Source organism: Ruegeria sp. BH6, from assembly GCF_056538105.1.
In genome coordinates this window covers 1-18,989 of sequence record NZ_JBQFSR010000002.1, presented here as the reverse complement: position 1 = coordinate 18,989, position 18,989 = coordinate 1, and the positions used below count along the sequence as shown (strand labels likewise).

Genomic DNA, 18,989 nt, shown 5'->3' with positions numbered 1-18,989 from the left:
AATCTCAGTTGCCTATATTTGACGTTGAATAAGACCTCTTAGTGAGGGAACCAGAATACCGTGTTCTCAGGCAATGAGGCATCGTCTTGTGCAACGAACTTAAAATCCGCCCTCATATCGTCTCCCATAGCAGCCGTAACCTCGTCAATGGCAGCGCTTTCGGATTTTGCCCTAACAATTGCTCTGCGGTATGGAAGTTCGTCGTCTTTGCCAGCATAGATATCCACTTGCCAAGTATACATTTTTTACTCCTTTGAAGTTGACTTTCTACCATGGACCGCCCCGCCATGGGGGACGCCCGCCTTTTGGAAACCCGGTTGGGAATTGCTCTCGGTTTTTTACTAGAATTTCCCAAAGGTGGTCGGGAACATGGAAAGGCACGGCCAACGGATCTACTGCCTGCGCGGTTTTCATAGCCATTCGCACAAAGCGACGCGCATAAAGTGTGCTGGCCAAGCTCGCGTCTGTTTCAGCCGTGAACATTTTTTGGTTCTTTTCCAATAGGTATCCAAGAATTTGCTTTTCCCTTTCGGTCATGAAGGGAATGTATTCTTGCAGCTCAGTTTGCTCTCGCTTAACCGCAACGTCTCGATCTAGCTTCTGTCTTCTCTTTTTTAGAGCTTCTGCCGCGAACTTAGAAAGATGCTCAAACAACCCCGCTGCAGACATTCCACCGGTTATAAGAAACGCTAAAGGGACTCCATAGATAGCCCATGGGCTTTCAATTGGTGGCAGAACTTCCAACTTGAGCATTAGCCAGAAAGCGGCAAGCGCACCAGCTATACCACCAAGTTGCCAGCTACTCGCCTTCAGTATTTCTAACCACCTTGGGTCTGGTGTCATGTTCTGTCCTGCCTTAATCCACGCACTCAACCAGCGGTGCGATTACTCGGTTTTTTGGCCAACGATCTGCTGCGCATGCCGCAAACTTCTGGCTCTAATTTTCAGCTTTCTTGAGTGCTTCACGTCGGGACGATGGTCGCAACCTGCCAGATGGTCAATACTCGCCACGCCGGGTCGTTCTACCGCTGCTTTAATTCCTGTATGAAAAGTGGAAGCTCTTGCTCCATTGCGCGAAAATAGCTTCCATGCCCAGTGTACGGGAGTTCATGATCCATTGTGTTTAGGTGGTTGTGTTTAGCAAGCAACCAATGCGAAAAGTGAACAAATCCTTCAATACACACGTCAGTCAAGTACTTGCCTGTATGCGCTGTACTCGAATGTTCTGCAGCAACAGGCATTACATCGCCATGAACGATATCACTACGTTTCGAATAGAAATCTCCAACTTTTTCGTTCAAGTTCTGGTTCCACCCGGAGTATTCGAGAAGATATCGCGATCTTGTTTCTAGTTGCGTTTTCTTGTTGCCCTTTTTTGTGACAAAAATTGCTTCTAGACAGTTTGAGAACGCAACAACTCTTTCAGCATTGCTGATTGGACTATTTCCTATGTCCAACCAAACTAGCGCGGTTACAATTTTTGATTCCAGGTAACTCCATTGCCCAAGACAAGTGATCTGTTCGAGAAAGGCACCGAACAAGGTGAACCAAGTCCGGGACGAAACAGCCACCAAGCTTTCAACTTGACTGTTGCTACCATTGAGAATGAACTGACGCCCCCATCCTAAATTGATCGTTCGCGGATCGGGCCCATCTGGCTCTGATGTTAGAGAATAGTAGGTCAAACCGGGCATAGACTGTTTTTCAGTACCCAACCACTGGGCAAGAGGAAGCTCTAACCTTGCCTTAATAGACGCTATCGCCAGGCGAACAATTAGGAAGGCTCGTTCTTCAGCTCTTTCCTTGTCAAACCCGTCGACTCTAACGTGCGCGACCCAGTTCTGAACCGCGTAGAATTCCTGAAAGTTATCGAACTTAGATGTTTGAATTCTATCAGTGTATTTCTTGACGAAATGAGGTTTGGCGATGAAGGTAACTGGCCCAATCCGGAATTGGGTCATTCCTTGGTAATAAGGGGCGATACAAGGGATATAGTATTCTCTAGGTTTGAGATTCTTCGAAATTGTCAATTCCACACAAGTTTCTATGAACTCGCGTTCCTTGACTTCCTTCCGTTCCCAGATCGCAGTTCCAAGCTCTTCTGATAGGATTTGAAAAAAGGTATTTGGGTGGACTCTTCCCGTCAGCCTTTCATCAGTAGCTACAATCGTTCGCGCTAGGCTTGCCAGCCGTTCATGTGCATCTTTCCCGATCATTCTCCGATGACCGTCTGGAAATGGTAACTCGCGGGGCCAGCCGTCTTCTTGGATCACTTGCCTGAACTTTTCAATGTCCTCAGTGATTTCTAAATGACGGATTAACTCATCTAGAACGAAGTTGAATGTTTTTTCTATTTCGTTCTTCGTTGGACGCTTCTTCATTTGTTCTTTACTCTTTTGCCTCACTAGCAGCGTAACAATATCAAAAATGCAAATGTTCTAGCGCGCAACGGGCGGTCTCCATATCGCTGTGTCACGATGGTCACTACCTAGCAATATCCGGCCCGCACTATCCTTGCTCTGGCTTCCTGTGTCTCAAGGCGACGGTAGCGACCACCTGAGTACCGGCGGCAGTCCAGCGCATGCCCGGCAGCGATTGAGGCCGCGCCGATGTCTTCCCCATCCACATAGCAAACACCTACCCAGCGGTCGTATGTGCGTTCCCCATTCAGTTCGCAGGTGACCGTCTTGCCGCGCAGGTGATCCGCCATCCACTGCTTTGCAGCCATCCCGGCGCTTGTACTCAGTTCTGGCCCGTCGATGCCGTTCAGCCTCACAGCAACGCCTTGAACAACCACAGTGTCCACATCCCGAATACGGGCGGGGCCTTCCACTGTGCGTCGGTCGGTTGGGTTTGAACCGAAGCTGGTAAGAAATAGAGCGACGCCGATTAGTGCTGCCATCCAGACAATCACAGGCCGCTTAGGTGACAGTGAGCGCGGCAGCCTGACTATTGATCTGCGGCGGAACGGAATGACGTTGCCGGTTGGACGGCGTGAAGTCAGGTAAAACCGTGCAGAACCCAGCAGCGAAATGACCAGTATCAGTCCGGTTGCTACGGCCAGTGTTTGGAGTGGGTTTTCGAACAACTGCAAGATTGACCTTCCGACTAGCGGTAATTCAGCTTGATTATCGTTCGCTCCCAATTCCTCATGACCGGATGTTCCTAGTCTGTTTCTTCGTCGCTATCTTTCTTATCCTTTCGCTTGTCCGCGAACCGGCTAATCTCTTGTGAGACATATTCTAACGCTGCTTCGGGACCCATTCTGACCCCATGCTCAACGGCTTTTGCGTGGGTCATGCTGTTCGGTTTAGGTTTCGGCTGCTCTGTTTCTTGCTCTTCTGGCTTCGGCTTCGGCTGTGTTTTTGACTTCGCCGCAGTTGGTGGGGTGTAGCGAGGGCCGCCAATTGAATTTATCATGTTTCTCTTGCCTGTATTGATGAGTTAACAATGATTTAGCGTCGGGTGAGATTGGCTTAAAGTGCCTCCGTAAAAAAAATCTGATTACGTGGACTTTGAAAAATTCTGCGTGGGACGTTCACTGGCTGCCTTGTTCTGAACGGGGATTTCCTGTCAATTTGCCTCAACTAGCAATCAGGTTCTATGTGTATTGCGCGAGGCAGAAAAGCATCGAACTTGTCCGTGCCAGTCCGGCCCAGTACGAATAGTTTTGAACAAGTATTTGAACAAAACTGGCGGAAAGCTATAAAAATAAGGCGAATCGTCAGGTATATGTCCAGCTTCCCAAGCTGAACGCGCGGGTTCGATTCCCGCTACCCGCTCCAATTACTCAGATTTTCGCGCCTGAAACAGGTTGATCAAAGCCGGGATTTCGACCGTGTTTTCAGACGCATACGGTTGAAATGCCTTTGTAATTCCTTGCTGGATATTCAATACGTCCTCGGCGTCCCCTTCAAAATAGGCGATCAGACGGGCCGCCGGACCGATACGTGTACACAAGGTTGCGCAATCCTCGATCGTTCCGCGAATGCGCAGTAAGACAGGTACTTGTTCGACACGAATATCGGTCAGGCCAGCCTGGTCCAGTAGGCCAGAGACCCGTTCGTGGTCATGAAAGGCCAATGGGCCGGGGGCGTTTCGATCCATTACAGGTGGGTTGCCCAGTCGGGCACATGCGATGATATGCGGTGTCTTGAACCAGGGATTTCCGTCTAATGGTCCCCAGGCGGCAAAGGTCATCTGACCACCCGGCTTCAACGCACGTGCCATGTTGGCAAAGGCAGCGACCGTGTCTTCAAAAAACATCACCCCAAAACGCGAGATCATTGCGTCGCGATCTGCCTCGACAAACCGGTGGGTCTGAGCATCGGCATGTTGGAGGTCGATGTTTAACAACCCTTTTTCGATGGCCCGTTGCCCCGCGCGGTCCAGAAATGGCTGCGAGAAGTCCGCCGCCAGTACGTGACCGCTTTCGCCTACGAACTCTGCCGCCCTGACGCTGCTTGCACCGGTGCCGCAGCCGATATCCAGCACCCGCATGCCGGGTTGTAGCCTGGCTCGGTCTAGGACCAGATCAAGAACCGGGGCCAACATTTCATCCATCTGCTCTTCAAAGGTGAGCCAATTGGCGCCAGAGGGAGAATTGCTCCAGAATTCGGCCTGTTCTTCGTTCGCTGCTTGCATGATCGCCTCCCTCAGGTGACGCGACTATGACCGGCGTCGGCGTCGGCGACCAGACTTTTCATCGGCCCCTCCGGCCGAGTTGAAGGTAGGTGAGGGCAGGTTGACCACCTGCGACAGCTCCGGGAACGGATCGGTTTTGTGCGGGATAGCGTTTGCGGCGACGAAATGATCCTGGAACTTGGGTTCAATTGCGGTTTCAACCTTGGTGATCTCACGCACGACGCGCTCGATTTCCGACCGGGCGGTGATGTTACACAGCGCAATCCGCGCACCGGTGCCCGCCGCATTGCCCGCGCTTGAGACCTTGTCCAGCGGCGCGTCGGGGATCATGCCCAGAACCATCGCGTGTTTGGTCGAAATATGCGCACCGAAGGCTCCGGCCAGTACCACGCGATCCACTTTATCGACCTCCATGACATCCATCAGAAGGCGCGCACCGGCATAAAGCGCGGATTTGGCCAGCTGGATGGCACGGATGTCGCCTTGGGTCACGGTTATGCGCGGGCCGCCCTCGGCGCTGGCGTCATGGATCAGGTAGGCATGGGTGCGGCCTTCGGGCACGCAGCGCGTGGTGCCAGTTTGTTCGGCCGACCCAATTAGACCGCTTTCATCCAGCAACCCGGCGATGCGCATTTCAGCGACCGCCTCGATGATGCCCGAACCACAGATGCCGGTGATACCGGTGGTGGCAACGTCCTGATCGAAGCCATCTTCGTCAGACCATTTCTCGGAACCAATAATGCGGAAGCGGGGTTCCTTGGTAACGGGGTCGATCTCGATCCTTTCAATGGCTCCGGGGGCGGCCCTTTGGCCGGAACTGATCTGCGCGCCCTCGAATGCAGGACCCGTGGGCGATGAACAAGCCAGAACGCGGCTGGTGTTGCCCAGCAGAATCTCGGCGTTGGTGCCGACATCGACGATCAGAACGAGGTCTTCGGATTTTCCGGGCTCCTCGGACAGGGCAACGGCGGCACAGTCGGCGCCGACATGACCCGCGATGCAGGGCAGGATATAGACCTGCGCGCGTGGGTTCATTTTCGTCAGGTCCATCTCACGCGCGGGCAGAGACATGCTTTCCGACGTGGCCAGAGCAAACGGCGCCTGACCAAGTTCAACCGGGTCCAGCCCCAGCAGTAGATGGTGCATGACCGGGTTGCAGACGAATACGGTTTCGACGATCAGGTCCGCGTCAATCCCGGCCTCTTCGGCAATCGAGGTGGACAGGTCATTGATCGCCTCGCGCACGGCTTTTGTCATTTCCTGATCGCCGCCGGGGTTCATCATCGAATATGATACGCGGCTCATCAGATCTTCGCCAAAGCGGATCTGTGGATTCATCAGACCCGATGATGCCTTGACCTCACCTGTTTCCAGATCGGTCAGGTGGGCGGCAATGGTGGTTGAGCCAAGGTCAATAGCCAGCCCATACAACCCGCTTTCATGGAGGCCGGGCCAGATTTCAACGACCTTCGCGACCGAATCCTTGTGCCCTTTGTGAACAGCAACGGTAACTTCCCATTTACCTTTGCGCAGAACCGGCTGCAGCTTGGACATCAGCGACAGATCGGCTGTGACGGCATCGATGTGCCACTGTTCGCGCAAGGCACGCTCCAGCCGCTCCAGATCGCCGGTGGGTGAGTGCATATCGGGCTCTTCCACCACCACAAAATACAGCCGGGTTGCCGGGTCCATGGTGATGGCGCGCGCGGTGGCAGCCTTGCGGACGACCTGCCGGTGTACCTGGCTTTCAGGTGGTACGTCGATCACGATGTCGCCCTGAACCGTCGCCTGACAGCCCAGACGGCGACCGGTTTTCAACCCGCGCTTGTCGTCGTAACGCTGTTCGACCGCGTTCCATTCGCTCAGCGCGTCGTCGGATACAGTCACGCCGTGCTTGGGAAACTCTCCATAGCTGGGCGTGATCTGGCATTTCGAACAGATCCCGCGCCCGCCACAGACCGAATCCAGGTCGACGCCCAACTGCCGGGCAGCGGTCAGAACCGGGGTGCCGACGGGGAAATGCCCGCGTTTGCCCGAGGGGGTAAAGACAACAAGGGGATCGGTGGTCATATCTGGCCTGCCTTTTTGTATTCGCGCGTTTGCCGGCAAGATATGGGTTTGTGCGCAAAGGGAAAGGGCATTCCGCGGCACGTTTTGGATAATGAACGTCGTTTTTTACTGTGGTAGCGGCTTGCGGGGGAAACTAGTTTAGGTCAGGGGCTTTTCCTTGGGATGAATCCATGTAATAGGGTCACCGCCAAACGGGCTTTTGCATGAGGTTAGCAGATGCAGATTCGTGAGGCACTTACCTTTGACGACGTACTCTTGGTTCCGGGGGCATCGACGGTGCTGCCTGCGACGGCGGACACGACCACGCGCGTGACCCGTGAGATTACCATGAACATCCCGCTGCTCAGCTCGGCCATGGACACGGTGACCGAGGCGCGCATGGCCATTGCCATGGCGCAGGCCGGTGGCATTGGCGTTATTCATAAGAACCTGACAACCGAAGAACAGGCCCGCGAAGTGCGGCGGGTCAAGCGGTTTGAATCCGGCATTGTGTATAATCCGGTGACCCTGAGTGCGGATCAGACGCTGGCAGATGCGCAGGCGCTGGTGCAGCGTTACAACTTTACTGGCTTTCCGGTGATTGATGACCAAGGTCGCGTCGTTGGCATCGTGACCAACCGCGACATGCGTTTTGCGACCTCGGATGACACGCCGATCAAGGCGATGATGACCTCGGACAATCTGGCGATGCTGAAAGAGCCCGCCGATCTGGAAGAGGCCAAAAGCCTGATGCGAGCCCGTCGGATCGAAAAGCTGCTGGTGGTCGATGGCGAGGGCAAGCTGACCGGCCTGCTGACGTTGAAGGACACCGAACAAGCGGTGCTGAATCCAACGGCCTGCAAGGACCGCCTGGGCCGTTTGCGTGTGGCTGCGGCGACCTCGGTCGGGGATGCCGGGTTTGAACGGTCTGAGCAACTGGTGGATTCCGGTGTCGACATCATCGTGGTCGATACCGCGCATGGTCATTCGCAAGGGGTTCTGGACGCAGTGAAGCGTGTCAAGACGCTGTCAAATGAGGTTCAGATCATTGCGGGTAACGTGGCAACGGGTGAAGCGACCAAGGCACTTATCGATGCCGGCGCGGATGCGATCAAGGTTGGTATCGGGCCGGGGTCGATCTGCACCACGCGGATGGTTGCCGGGGTCGGGGTGCCTCAGCTGACAGCGATCATGGATTGCGCTTCGGCCGCCGGAGATGTTCCGGTGATTGCGGATGGTGGCATCAAATTCTCGGGCGATTTCGCCAAGGCGATTGCGGCGGGCGCATCCTGTGCGATGGTCGGCTCGATGATCGCGGGCACCGATGAAAGCCCGGGAGAAGTGATCCTGTATCAGGGCCGTTCATTCAAATCCTATCGCGGCATGGGCAGCCTGGGCGCGATGGCGCGCGGCTCGGCAGATCGGTATTTCCAGAAGGATGCGGCCAACGACAAACTGGTGCCCGAAGGGATCGAAGGGCAGGTGCCTTACAAAGGGTCGGCCAGCGCGGTGGTCCACCAATTGGTTGGCGGTTTGCGCGCGGCGATGGGCTATACCGGTTGTGCGACAGTTGAAGAAATGCGCAAGAACTGCAATTTCGTCAAAATCACTGGTGCAGGCCTGAAAGAAAGCCACGTGCATGACGTGCAGATCACCCGTGAAAGCCCGAACTACCGGGTGATGTAATTGTATCCAATGCGTAATGCGGCGTCCGGATCAGGGCGCCGTTTTGCATTTTCAGCGCATCTTTACGCGCCAAGACAACAGCATCGGAAAACACTATGACCCCGGCCGCTCGTATTCAGGCATCGATTGAAATCCTTGACCAGATTCTGTCGGGTATGCCCGTCGAGAAGTCTCTGACCAACTGGGCGCGACGCAGCCGGTTTGCCGGGTCCAAGGATCGTGCTGCGGTTCGTGATCATGTGTTTGATGCGTTGCGGTGTCAGCGGTCCTATGCGGCGCTGGGTGGTGCTGACACTGGCCGAGGTTTGATGATCGGTGCGCTTCGCGCCTCTGGCGAACGGCCGGAGGATTTGTTCACAGGCGCCCGTCACGCGCCCGCGGTTTTATCTGAGTGTGAGGTCAGGCGTGATTTTCATTCGGATGCCGAGTCTTTGGACATTCCCGAATGGCTCTGGCCCAGATTTCAGTCCTCACTGGGAGATCAGGCAGTTGCCGTCGCGCGGGCGCTGCAACACCGCGCGCCGGTGCATCTGCGGGTTAATCTGGTCAAAACGGATGTAGCTTTCGCAAGCAAATCGCTAGCGGCTGAAGACATAACAGCCGCCCCGCATCCAACTTGCGAAACAGCCTTGGAAGTGACCCAAGGCGCGCGCAAGATCGCCCAAAGCCGGACCTATGCAATGGGGTTGGTCGAACTTCAGGATGCCGCCAGTCAGGCCGTTGTGGCCGCTTTGAATCTGCGCCCGGGGATGCGGGTTCTGGACTATTGCGCAGGTGGGGGTGGTAAGTCGTTGGCCCTGGCCGCGCATCAGGGGGTCGAGGTGTTTGCCCATGATGTAAACGCAGGCCGGATGCGCGACCTGCCTGCGCGCGCGGAACGTGCGGGGGTGCGGATTCAGATCGTGTCCACGGATAAACTCGAACAGCAAAAGCCGTTTGATGTCATTCTCGCGGATGCGCCATGTTCGGGCAGCGGGTCGTGGCGACGTGCGCCTGCGGGCAAGTGGGCACTAACCGAAAGTCGCTTGCAGGAGCTTACCGGAATTCAATCGAACATTCTGGATAAGTTATCGACAATGGTCGCGCCGGGCGGTGTCTTGGCCTATGCGACGTGTTCTATGTTGGAGGACGAAAACGGCGCTGTCGTCGCCTCCTTTCTGCGCGCCAATCCAGAGTGGTCCGAGGAATTTCGCAAAACGTGGTTTGTTTCGCACGGAGCTGATGGTTTCTTCACTGCACACTTGACGCGATAGTGCGTCAGGGCATAGCAACTTTAGGGAGAGTATCCGGTTTCGCTTAATCGGACATTAACCTTATTTGGGCTGACTACGCCAAAGCCCATCGACTTGAGTTGTTTATGACTGACACTACGGAAGTATTCGCCGATCCGTCTGACCACAAAACCCCATCCGGCCTGCGACTTGCCTCTTTGGTTGTCATCGGTGCGCTTCTAAGCCTGACGCCGGTTTTAGGGCTGTTGCCCGACGTTTGGCATACAGGCTTCATGGTTGCGGGCGTATCTCTTCTGGCCGCTTCGTTTCTGGTGGTTCTTCGGGGGAAGATCACGGACTATTTGGCGCAGCAGGCGGTGAAAACCATGGCCGTTTTTGCAGAGCAAGATCTGTTTCCCTGCGTGATTGCGAATGCCCAAGGCGAAATTCTGGCCGCCAACCCCGAGGCACGCGCGCAGTTTCAGGCCTTTGCAGGCAGTCGGTTAGAGCAATGCCTGAAATCCCTGTTCGCGAACCCTCCGGCTATTTTGCTTCGACTGCAGTCATCGGCTGAAATTTATGGCAAAGCCCGCGAAGACATTGTGACCGTTGGGTCAACGATCCCGGTTTCAGTGTTCAACGTTGGTCAGGGTCGGTTTTGCTGGCGTTTTCATCTGGATACGCCAGGACAGTGGGACGAGGTCAACATCCCGGTCCTGACCGAGGGGCGCAACGGCACTTTGCTGCGGGTGAATGACGCAGCGGCGCATATGCTGGGGCAGAGGCCGGACGCGCTGAACGAAGTGCTCACGAGCGATTCTCTTACGCAGGGTGAAATTGTACAGGTTCAGACAACAAGGGGTGCGGTTTCAGCCATTGTATGCGAACTCGGCTGGTCCGGCTCTGTGCGAAACCTGCTTGTGTTGCCTGTGGCGCAGGACCGGCAAGCCAGCAGTGGTACATCCTTTGCCGATTTGCCAGTGCCGATCATGCGCCTTGCCCCCGATGGTCGTATTCTCGAGGCCAACCGGCTGGCGGTAAAGTTGATCGGTGAGATCGAGCCCGACGAAACCAATGTCGATCAGATCATGCAAGGGCTGGGGCATCCAATCTTGGATTGGTTGGGGCGGACCGCCGCACAAGAACCCACGATGCGGTCCGAGTTTCTGCGTCTGACCCGCCAGGACAAAGAGATTTTTGTTCAGGTCACCTTAAACCGTGTGTTGAACAACGGGCAGGTCTGCCTGATTGCGGTGTTGAATGACGCTACTGAACTCAAAACGCTTGAGGCACAGTTCGTGCAGGGTCAGAAAATGCAGGCGGTGGGCCAGTTGGCCGGTGGCGTTGCCCATGATTTCAACAATTTGCTGACAGCCATTTCCGGGCATTGCGACCTGCTGCTTTTGCGGCACGACCAAAATGACCCGAACTACGGCGATCTGGTTCAGATCAACCAGAATGCCAACAGGGCTGCGGCTCTGGTCAGTCAGCTGCTGGCGTTTTCGCGCAAACAAACCTTGCAGCCCGAGGTGCTGGACCTGCGCGATACGATCTCGGATCTGATCCACCTGCTGAACCGGTTGGTGGGCGAAAAAGTGCGCCTGATACTCAGCCATGATCCGGTTCTGAAACCCGTCCGGGCGGACAAAAGACAGCTAGAGCAGGTGCTGATGAACCTAGTTGTGAACGCGCGCGACGCCATGCCGGATGGCGGCGAGATTCGGATTGAGACCGAGGTGGTCGTGCTGAGCCAACCCTTCACACGCGACCGTGCCACGGTTCAGCCGGGGGAATACGTGACCGTCAAGGTAATCGACAGCGGCACTGGTATCCCGGCAGACAAGCTGCAAAAGGTATTTGAGCCGTTCTATACGACCAAGCGCACTGGCGAAGGTACGGGGTTGGGCTTGTCCACGGTCTATGGAATCGTCAAGCAAACGGGCGGGTTCATTTTTGTCGACAGCCTTCCGGGACATGGAACTGAGTTCATTGTCTACCTTCCGGTGTCCGCCGCGCCTCAGGAAGTTCAGCAAGAGTTGTTGCCCGCGGTCGAAATGCAAAGCGCTCGGCAGGGTGAGGGTGTTGTGCTGTTGGTTGAAGACGAGGCCCCGGTGCGTGCCTTTGCAACACGCGCATTAAGGTTGAAGGGCTATACCGTTCTTGAGGCCGGGTCGGCAGAAGAGGCACTGCGCTTGCTTGAGGACGGGGCGTTGAATGTCGATGTTTTTGTCACCGATGTGGTCATGCCCGGGATGGATGGGCCAACCTGGGTGCGTCAGGCGATGAAAACGCGTCCGGATGTACGGGTGATCTTCATGTCTGGCTATACCGAAGGGGCCTTTGGTGATTCCGGGCCGGAAATCGCGCATTCGGCCTTCTTGCCGAAACCATTCTCATTGAATGAGCTGACCGAAGCGGTGTTTCAACAAATTAACTGACCAAATCAAAGTGCAGCGTCGTGGCATATGAACTCGGCGTTGTGGCGTTTTCGAAATTTTCGCTCGGTTTCAGGTGACAGGGCAAGCTCACGTCGGGGTGAGACATTTTCCTGCTGCAGGTTAATCTGCATGTTCAGACGATCCTGAAGGAAGTTCAAAATCTTATCCTGATTTTCGTATTTGAAGACATGGCTTGCACCAAAACCGTTGCTTCGGGTGCGGAAAAACTGACTTTGGCTGCCGACATCCGCGAAATCGGGGCGCGGAGATTTCATATAGGCCTGCACAAAATCGTCAAAGGATATGTCACGAGTTGAATGTGGATGCCCGACCCGGCCATCGCGGCTGCGGAAACGGTACCAACTGCCCAGCCAGTCGATCGGTTCGCGTACGACGGCCATGATCTCCATTTCGGCGTCGTACATTTTCCGAAAAATGTTCTGAAAAAAGCGGTCATAGCGCCGTACAGGAGCGTGTTTCAGATCCGGTGGACCGGTTACGACAAAATCGGCGCGCTCGCGCAGGGCTGAGTGATAGGCCGTGCTGCCGGTCTTTGGAACAGCCAGAAACGCAAGGCGTTCCTTATAGAAAACAAGCATTTATTTGCCTTTTGCCGATCTTTGTTACGGGTGCAGATTGGCGTAAACGACTCTTTAACACAATTGCCCAACAGTAAGTATTGTAAGTTTTAGTTGAAATGTTCTCTTTTTGGTCCCATAAGGAACAAGAGGCGAACAAAGCAGCGATTGCCGCCCGTTCAAGGGTGTGACAAAAGGGAAGGCGACAGGACAATGGCGGATCTTCTGACGATGAGCGACAAGAAAAACGCAGACAAGCAAAAGGCGCTCGACAGCGCGCTGGCCCAGATCGAACGCCAGTTCGGCAAGGGCTCGATCATGAAGTTGGGCGAGGATTCCAAGCAGGACATCGAGGCCAGCTCGACCGGATCTCTGGGTCTGGATATTGCTCTGGGGATTGGCGGCCTACCGATGGGTCGGATCGTTGAAATTTACGGGCCAGAAAGCTCTGGTAAGACGACGCTGACATTGCACTGCATTGCCGAACAGCAAAAGCGTGGTGGTGTTTGCGCTTTTGTTGACGCGGAACATGCGCTGGACCCGCAATATGCGCGCAAGCTGGGCGTCGATCTGGACGAGTTGCTGATCTCACAGCCCGACACCGGCGAACAGGCGCTTGAGATTACCGATACGTTGGTGCGCTCGGGTGCGGTGAACATGGTTGTCGTCGACTCTGTTGCGGCTTTGACGCCGAAATCCGAGTTGGAAGGCGACATGGGTGACAGCAATGTCGGCGTTCAGGCCCGTTTGATGAGCCAGGCGATGCGTAAACTGACCGGTTCGATCAGCCGCTCGAACTGCATGGTAATCTTCATCAACCAGATTCGGATGAAAATCGGCGTGATGTTCGGCAGCCCGGAAACCACGACCGGTGGTAACGCGCTAAAATTCTACAGCTCGGTCCGCCTGGACATCCGCCGCATCGGTGCAATCAAGGATCGCGATGAGGTTGTGGGCAACCAGACCCGCGTCAAAGTGGTCAAGAACAAGGTGGCGCCGCCCTTCAAGCAGGTGGAATTCGACATCATGTATGGCGAAGGCATCAGCAAGATGGGCGAATTGCTGGATCTGGGTGTCAAGGCCGGCGTGGTCGAGAAGTCGGGCTCGTGGTTCAGCTATGGCGATGAACGGATCGGGCAGGGGCGTGAGAATGCCAAGCAATACCTGCGCGACAACAGCCGCGCCGCGCTTGAGATTGAAGACAAGATTCGCGCAGCACATGGTCTGGATTTCGACATGCCGCCCGGCGCGACTGAGGATGATGATATCCTCGAGGCGTAAACGATGGCTGACGGGAACGGAAAAAATTCCACGTCACACTGCCAGTGCTTAGAAAATCCGAAACAAGGCGGTCCATTGGGGCCGCCTTGTTTCGTTCTGCGAGTCCAACGCTGTGGACTATCCGCAGGGACAGGGATAAACCCGTTTTGACACAATATGATTGCGCGCCGAGAGAGCCTTATGCCCACGCTGAATGATATCCGATCAACATTTCTGAACTACTTTGACAAACAGGGGCACGAAGTGGTGCCGTCCAGCCCTCTGGTCCCGCGCAACGACCCGACGCTGATGTTCGTGAACTCGGGGATGGTGCAGTTCAAAAACCTGTTTACCGGTGTGGAAACCCGCGACTATCAGCGTGCGACCACCGCTCAGAAATGTGTGCGCGCGGGCGGCAAGCACAACGATCTGGACAATGTGGGCTATACCGCACGGCACCACACGTTCTTTGAAATGCTAGGGAATTTCTCGTTCGGTGATTATTTCAAACCCGAGGCAATCCCGTTTGCCTGGGAGTTGATCACTAAGGAATTCGGTGTCGACAAGAACCGCCTGCTGACCACTGTCTATCACACCGATGATGAGGCGTTTGAAATCTGGAAGAAGGTTGGTGTGCCAGAAGACCGGATCATCCGTATCGCCACCAATGACAACTTCTGGCAGATGGGCCCCACCGGCCCGTGCGGTCCGTGTACCGAGATTTTCTATGATCATGGCGATCACATATGGGGTGGCCCTCCCGGATCGGCCGAGGAAGACGGCGACCGGTTCATTGAAATCTGGAACATCGTTTTCATGCAGAACGAGCAGTTCGAAGACGGCTCGATGGTCGAGCTCGACATGCAGTCGATCGACACCGGCATGGGGCTGGAGCGGATTGGGGCGCTGCTGCAAGGAAGCCATGACAACTATGACACGGACTTGTTCAAAACCCTGATCGAGGCGTCGGCGGACGCCACAGGTGTTGACCCTTATGGTGATCAGAACGTGCATCACCGGGTGATTGCAGATCACCTGCGTTCGACGTCGTTCCTGATCGCAGATGGTGTGATGCCGTCGAATGACGGACGAGGCTACGTTCTGCGGCGTATCATGCGCCGCGCCATGCGTCACGCGCATTTGCTGGGCGCGAAAGACCCGGTCATGCACCGGTTGGTGCCCGCGCTGGTGCAACTGATGGGCGCGCAATATACCGAGCTTGGTCAGGCGCAAGCCCTGATCGAAGAGACGCTGCTGCTGGAAGAAACCCGCTTTAAACAGACGCTGGATCGCGGTCTGAAGCTGTTGGATGATGAGGTTTCTGGCTTGCCTGAAGGCAGTGCATTGTCTGGTGAAGCGGCGTTCAAGCTGTATGACACTTACGGTTTCCCACTGGATTTAACGCAAGATGCATTGCGTGAAAAAGGCCGGACAGTGGATACGGACGGGTTCGATGCGGCCATGGCCGAGCAAAAAGCCAAGGCCCGCGCCGCTTGGGCCGGGTCCGGTGAGTCAGCGGATCAGGCCGTTTGGTTTGACGTTCTGGATGCAGCGGGCGCCACCGATTTTCTGGGTTACGACGCCGAAAAAGCCGAAGGGCAGGTGGCAGCTCTGGTGGTTGACGGCGCTTTGGTCGACAAGATTGAAAAGGGCGGCTCGGGATGGGTTGTCGTGAACCAGACGCCTTTCTATGGCGAAGCTGGTGGTCAGGTTGGGGACACCGGGGAAATTCGGCGTCTTGAGAACCTGCAAGACGTGGCGCAGGTCGAAGACACGCGCAAGTTTGCAGAAGGTAAGGTTTATGCGCATCGGGTCACGGTAAGTCAGGGTACTTTGTCGAAGGGCGATGCTGTTGAGCTTGAGGTTGATCATGCCCGTCGAACAGCGATCCGGGCCAACCATTCGGCCACGCACTTGCTGCACGAGGCGCTCCGCGACACGCTGGGTGATCACGTGGCACAGCGCGGTTCGCTGAATGCCTCAGACCGGCTGCGTTTCGATTTCAGCCATTCCAAGGCGCTCAGCCCCGATGAGATTCAAAAGGTTGAACGTGAGGTGAATGAATTCATCCGCCAGAACTCGACTGTTGAAACAAGGATCATGACGCCCGACGATGCGCGCGAACTAGGTGCGCAGGCGCTGTTTGGTGAGAAATACGGTGACGAAGTCCGGGTTGTGTCGATGGGCAAAGCTCAGACAGGCAAGGGTCACGACGGCGATACATGGTCCATCGAACTGTGTGGGGGCACGCATGTGCGTCAGACCGGTGATATCGGCACGTTTGTTGTACTGGGTGACAGTGCCAGCAGTGCCGGTGTGCGCCGGATCGAGGCGCTGACCGGGGATGAGGCATTCCGGCATCTGTCCGCGCAAGATCAGCGTCTGGGTCAGATTGCTTCGGAATTGAAAGCGCAGCCGGATGATGTGGTCACCCGGGTCAAGTCTCTGCTGGATGAACGCAAAGCTTTGCAAAACGAGGTTGCTCAGTTGCGTCGTGATCTGGCGATGGCCGGTGGTGCAGGGCAGGGCGGCGGAGCCGAAGCACGTGACGTGAACGGTGTGCCTTTCCTGGCGCAGGCGTTAAGCGGGGTTTCAGGTAAGGATCTACCTGCACTGATCGACGAACACAAAAGCCGTCTGGGCTCGGGCGCGGTGCTGTTGATTGCGGATGCCGGTGGCAAGGCTGCCGTGGCTGCTGGTGTAACATCGGACCTGACCGACAAGGTTTCAGCCGTTGATTTGGTACGGGCTGCAGTGGTCGAACTGGGTGGCAAGGGTGGCGGCGGACGCCCGGACATGGCGCAGGGCGGTGGCCGGGATGCGTCAAATTCAGAAGCGGCAATCAAAGCCGCAGAACAAGTTTTGGGAGGATAAAATGCCGGCACTTTGGATTGCCCACGTGACCGTGACAGACAACGAGGCCTATGGCAAATATGCTGAACTGGCAGGACCGGCGCTTGCCAAGCACGGGGGCTCGTTCATCGCACGTGCTGGACGGTATGTGCAGCTTGAAGGGAAAGAGCGCCCACGCAATGTTGTTGCCCGTTTCCCCTCGGTCGAGGCCGCAGTGGAATGCTACAATTCACCCGAATATCAACAGGCGCTGGACCATGCACGCGGGGCTAGTGAACGTGAATTGCTGATTGTCGAGACCACTGAATAGAATTCGACTGTCAAAGTTAGGCCAACTTCTGGTTGTGTAAGCGGAATTTAGCCAATGGATAAGTCAGGCAACTTGATGAGTCGCCTGACTTTTTTGATATCGCAATATTTATATATATAACAGTTATTTGCCTTTAATAACTTGCGCTAAGTTAACCTAACGTAACTTTTGGATTGTGGCCAAGCCCTCACAATTCTTGCCTGAAATGGTCAAAATGCGGAACGAATTTCCGCCTCTTTTTCCTTGCAACTTCACCTCAGATTGCGCAAACGGTACCGTCTACTGATAGTTAAGCTAAACGATCTACGGTCCTGTTTGTCCGCAATTGCGAGGATGAATAATGGTCGAGGAACAGGCATGAAGCTGTTGAGCAATGAACTCAGAGATGTATCTGCACGGTTGACTTCATCAATTGGTCGACTGGTTGCTGTATCCGCATTGGCGTTAGGAACTTTGGGTGTTGGCACCGATGCACGAGCAACCGAGGGACGCTTTATCCAGATTGCAGCCGTGTCGCCGCCGCCGTCAGGCGCTCGGCAATTGTGCCGTCAATACAGATGGGCGTGTTCGACCAAAGCAACTGTGTCCATGTCCAGCCAGAAAGAGATGCAGATTATTCAACGGGTAAATCGTCAGGTGAATGCGACGACACGCGCGGTAACGGATCGGTCGCAATATCGAACTGCGGAACGATGGGCCTTGCCGACCTCTCGTGGGGGAGATTGCGAAGATTTTGCGCTGCTTAAGAAACGCGATTTAATTCGGGCCGGGGTTGATCCCAGTAAATTGCTGATCGCGACTGTGTTAGATGCAAAGCGCAATTCACATGCCGTGCTTGTCTATCGCTCGGCAGCCGGGGATTTGGTTTTGGATAACCTAACCAATCAGATCAAACCGTGGGCCGCCACGCAATATCTATTCCTTCGCATGCAAAACCCCAGGAAACCCAGCGGTTGGGTCGGCGTTTACGGTCGTAGCTGAGACTTTTTCCATTTCCCCTCGGGCTTGAGGGAAAAAAGGGCGGCCCTGAGGTCGCCCTTTGTGCATTCCATAGGTTTTGGCTTGGTCTGACCATTCAAATCCGAATCTAAGGACGCAAGTCAGATGCAGCTGTTCGGTTAAAACGTTCCACCACTGCCGGGGCCGCCAGCGTTCCCACCAGAAGCGCCGCCTGTGCTGCCGCCATTACCGTTGCCGCCGCCGCCGCCACCTTGTCCGTTGTTGCTGCCGCCATTGCCGGTGCCCGGTCCTGAACCACCGTTGTTGCCGCCGCCATTACCGCTGTTTCCGGCGTTCCCGTTCCCATTGCCCGGGCCACCATTATTGCCGCCGTTGCCACTGCCGCCATCGGTGCCGCCGCCATTGCTGCCGCCGTTCCCGGAACCGCCACCGCCATTGCCGCTACCGCCGCCTTGGCCATTATTGCTGCCGCCATTGCCGGTGCCCGGTCCTGAACCACCGTTGTTGCCGCCGCCATTACCGCTGTTTCCGGCGTTCCCGTTCCCATTGCCCGGGCCACCATTATTGCCGCCGTTGCCACTGCCGCCATCGGTGCCGCCGCCATTGCTGCCGCCGTTCCCGGAACCGCCACCGCCATTGCCGCTACCGCCGCCTTGGCCATTATTGCTGCCGCCATTGCCGGTGCCCGGTCCTGAGCCACCGTTGTTGCCGCCGCCATTACCGCTGTTTCCGGCGTTCCCGTTTCCATTGCCCGGGCCACCGTTATTGCCGCCGTTGCCGTTACCGGAATTGCCACCGCCGCCGTTGTTGCCGCCGTTGCCGTTGCCGGAATTGCCACCGCCGCCGTTGTTGCCGCCGTTGCCGTTGCCGGAATTGCCACCGCCGCCGTTGTTGCCGCCGTTGCCGTTACCGGAATTGCCACCGCCGCCATTGTTGCCGCCGTTGCCGTTGCCGGAATTGCCACCGCCGCCATTGTTGCCGCCGTTGCCGTTGCCGGAAT

Annotated in this window: 15 protein-coding genes; 7 read left to right on the top strand and 8 right to left on the bottom strand. The window is 55.8% G+C overall.

Annotated features, from left to right (window positions below; translation table 11 throughout):
• Positions 1 to 38: 38 nt before the first annotated feature.
• The 6 genes from ACR0B8_RS05265 to ACR0B8_RS05240 all read right to left on the bottom strand — a co-directional run bounded on the left by ACR0B8_RS05265 (position 39) and on the right by ACR0B8_RS05240 (position 6,714).
• Entirely contained in the window at positions 39 to 242 is a 204-nt protein-coding gene (locus ACR0B8_RS05265; protein WP_480658243.1) for a hypothetical protein, read from the bottom strand.
• Between the two features lie 25 nt (positions 243 to 267).
• Positions 268 to 843, bottom strand: a complete 576-nt coding sequence (locus tag ACR0B8_RS05260; RefSeq protein WP_480658245.1) for a super-infection exclusion protein B — start codon at positions 841 to 843, stop codon at positions 268 to 270.
• A gap of 179 nt (positions 844 to 1,022) precedes the next feature.
• Positions 1,023 to 2,381, bottom strand: coding sequence for a hypothetical protein (locus ACR0B8_RS05255; RefSeq protein ID WP_480658247.1), 1,359 nt, complete (start codon positions 2,379 to 2,381; stop codon positions 1,023 to 1,025).
• A 107-nt stretch (positions 2,382 to 2,488) separates the two neighbouring features.
• The gene (locus tag ACR0B8_RS05250) at positions 2,489 to 2,902 is read right to left on the bottom strand and encodes a thermonuclease family protein (RefSeq protein ID WP_480658249.1); all 414 of its coding nucleotides are present in this window, start codon (positions 2,900 to 2,902) and stop codon (positions 2,489 to 2,491) included.
• A gap of 884 nt (positions 2,903 to 3,786) precedes the next feature.
• Positions 3,787 to 4,644, bottom strand: a complete 858-nt coding sequence (locus ACR0B8_RS05245) for a class I SAM-dependent methyltransferase (RefSeq protein ID WP_170394160.1) — start codon at positions 4,642 to 4,644, stop codon at positions 3,787 to 3,789.
• A gap of 24 nt (positions 4,645 to 4,668) precedes the next feature.
• Complete coding sequence (locus ACR0B8_RS05240) at positions 4,669 to 6,714, bottom strand: ASKHA domain-containing protein (RefSeq protein ID WP_170394158.1); 2,046 nt, start codon at positions 6,712 to 6,714, stop codon at positions 4,669 to 4,671.
• A gap of 216 nt (positions 6,715 to 6,930) precedes the next feature.
• Here ACR0B8_RS05240 and guaB point away from each other — a divergent pair, with 216 nt between their 5' ends.
• From guaB to ACR0B8_RS05225, 3 genes are all read left to right on the top strand, one after another.
• Positions 6,931 to 8,379 carry an IMP dehydrogenase gene (gene guaB, locus ACR0B8_RS05235; RefSeq protein WP_226688427.1) on the top strand — a complete coding sequence of 483 codons (1,449 nt, stop codon included), beginning with the start codon at positions 6,931 to 6,933 and terminating at the stop codon, positions 8,377 to 8,379.
• Between the two features lie 95 nt (positions 8,380 to 8,474).
• The gene (locus ACR0B8_RS05230) at positions 8,475 to 9,632 is read left to right on the top strand and encodes an RsmB/NOP family class I SAM-dependent RNA methyltransferase (RefSeq protein ID WP_226688428.1); all 1,158 of its coding nucleotides are present in this window, start codon (positions 8,475 to 8,477) and stop codon (positions 9,630 to 9,632) included.
• Between the two features lie 104 nt (positions 9,633 to 9,736).
• Positions 9,737 to 12,028: an ATP-binding protein gene (locus ACR0B8_RS05225; protein ID WP_480658254.1), complete on the top strand. Its 2,292-nt coding sequence runs from the start codon at positions 9,737 to 9,739 to the stop codon at positions 12,026 to 12,028.
• 5 nt (positions 12,029 to 12,033) lie between these two features.
• Here the strand turns inward: ACR0B8_RS05225 and ACR0B8_RS05220 are convergent, their stop codons facing one another.
• On the bottom strand, positions 12,034 to 12,627 hold the full coding sequence (locus tag ACR0B8_RS05220; protein WP_226688430.1) for a sulfotransferase family 2 domain-containing protein: 594 nt from the start codon (positions 12,625 to 12,627) through the stop codon (positions 12,034 to 12,036).
• Between the two features lie 192 nt (positions 12,628 to 12,819).
• On the opposite strand from ACR0B8_RS05220, the gene recA reads away from it, so the two are divergent.
• The 4 genes from recA (at position 12,820) to ACR0B8_RS05200 (ending at position 18,010) form a co-directional block, all read left to right on the top strand.
• On the top strand, positions 12,820 to 13,887 hold the full coding sequence (recA, locus tag ACR0B8_RS05215; protein WP_170358541.1) for a recombinase RecA: 1,068 nt from the start codon (positions 12,820 to 12,822) through the stop codon (positions 13,885 to 13,887).
• Positions 13,888 to 14,067: 180 nt separating this feature from the next.
• The gene (gene alaS, locus ACR0B8_RS05210) at positions 14,068 to 16,740 is read left to right on the top strand and encodes an alanine--tRNA ligase (RefSeq protein ID WP_226688431.1); all 2,673 of its coding nucleotides are present in this window, start codon (positions 14,068 to 14,070) and stop codon (positions 16,738 to 16,740) included.
• A gap of 1 nt (position 16,741) precedes the next feature.
• The gene (locus ACR0B8_RS05205) at positions 16,742 to 17,029 is read left to right on the top strand and encodes a DUF1330 domain-containing protein (RefSeq protein ID WP_170348761.1); all 288 of its coding nucleotides are present in this window, start codon (positions 16,742 to 16,744) and stop codon (positions 17,027 to 17,029) included.
• A gap of 357 nt (positions 17,030 to 17,386) precedes the next feature.
• Positions 17,387 to 18,010 (top strand): transglutaminase-like cysteine peptidase, encoded by a 624-nt coding sequence (locus ACR0B8_RS05200; RefSeq protein WP_226688432.1) that lies wholly within the window; start codon positions 17,387 to 17,389, stop codon positions 18,008 to 18,010.
• Positions 18,011 to 18,147: 137 nt separating this feature from the next.
• On the opposite strand, the gene ACR0B8_RS05195 is transcribed toward ACR0B8_RS05200, so the two are convergent.
• A partial coding sequence (locus ACR0B8_RS05195; protein WP_480686148.1) for a hypothetical protein occupies positions 18,148 to 18,989 on the bottom strand: 842 nt, incomplete at its 5' end.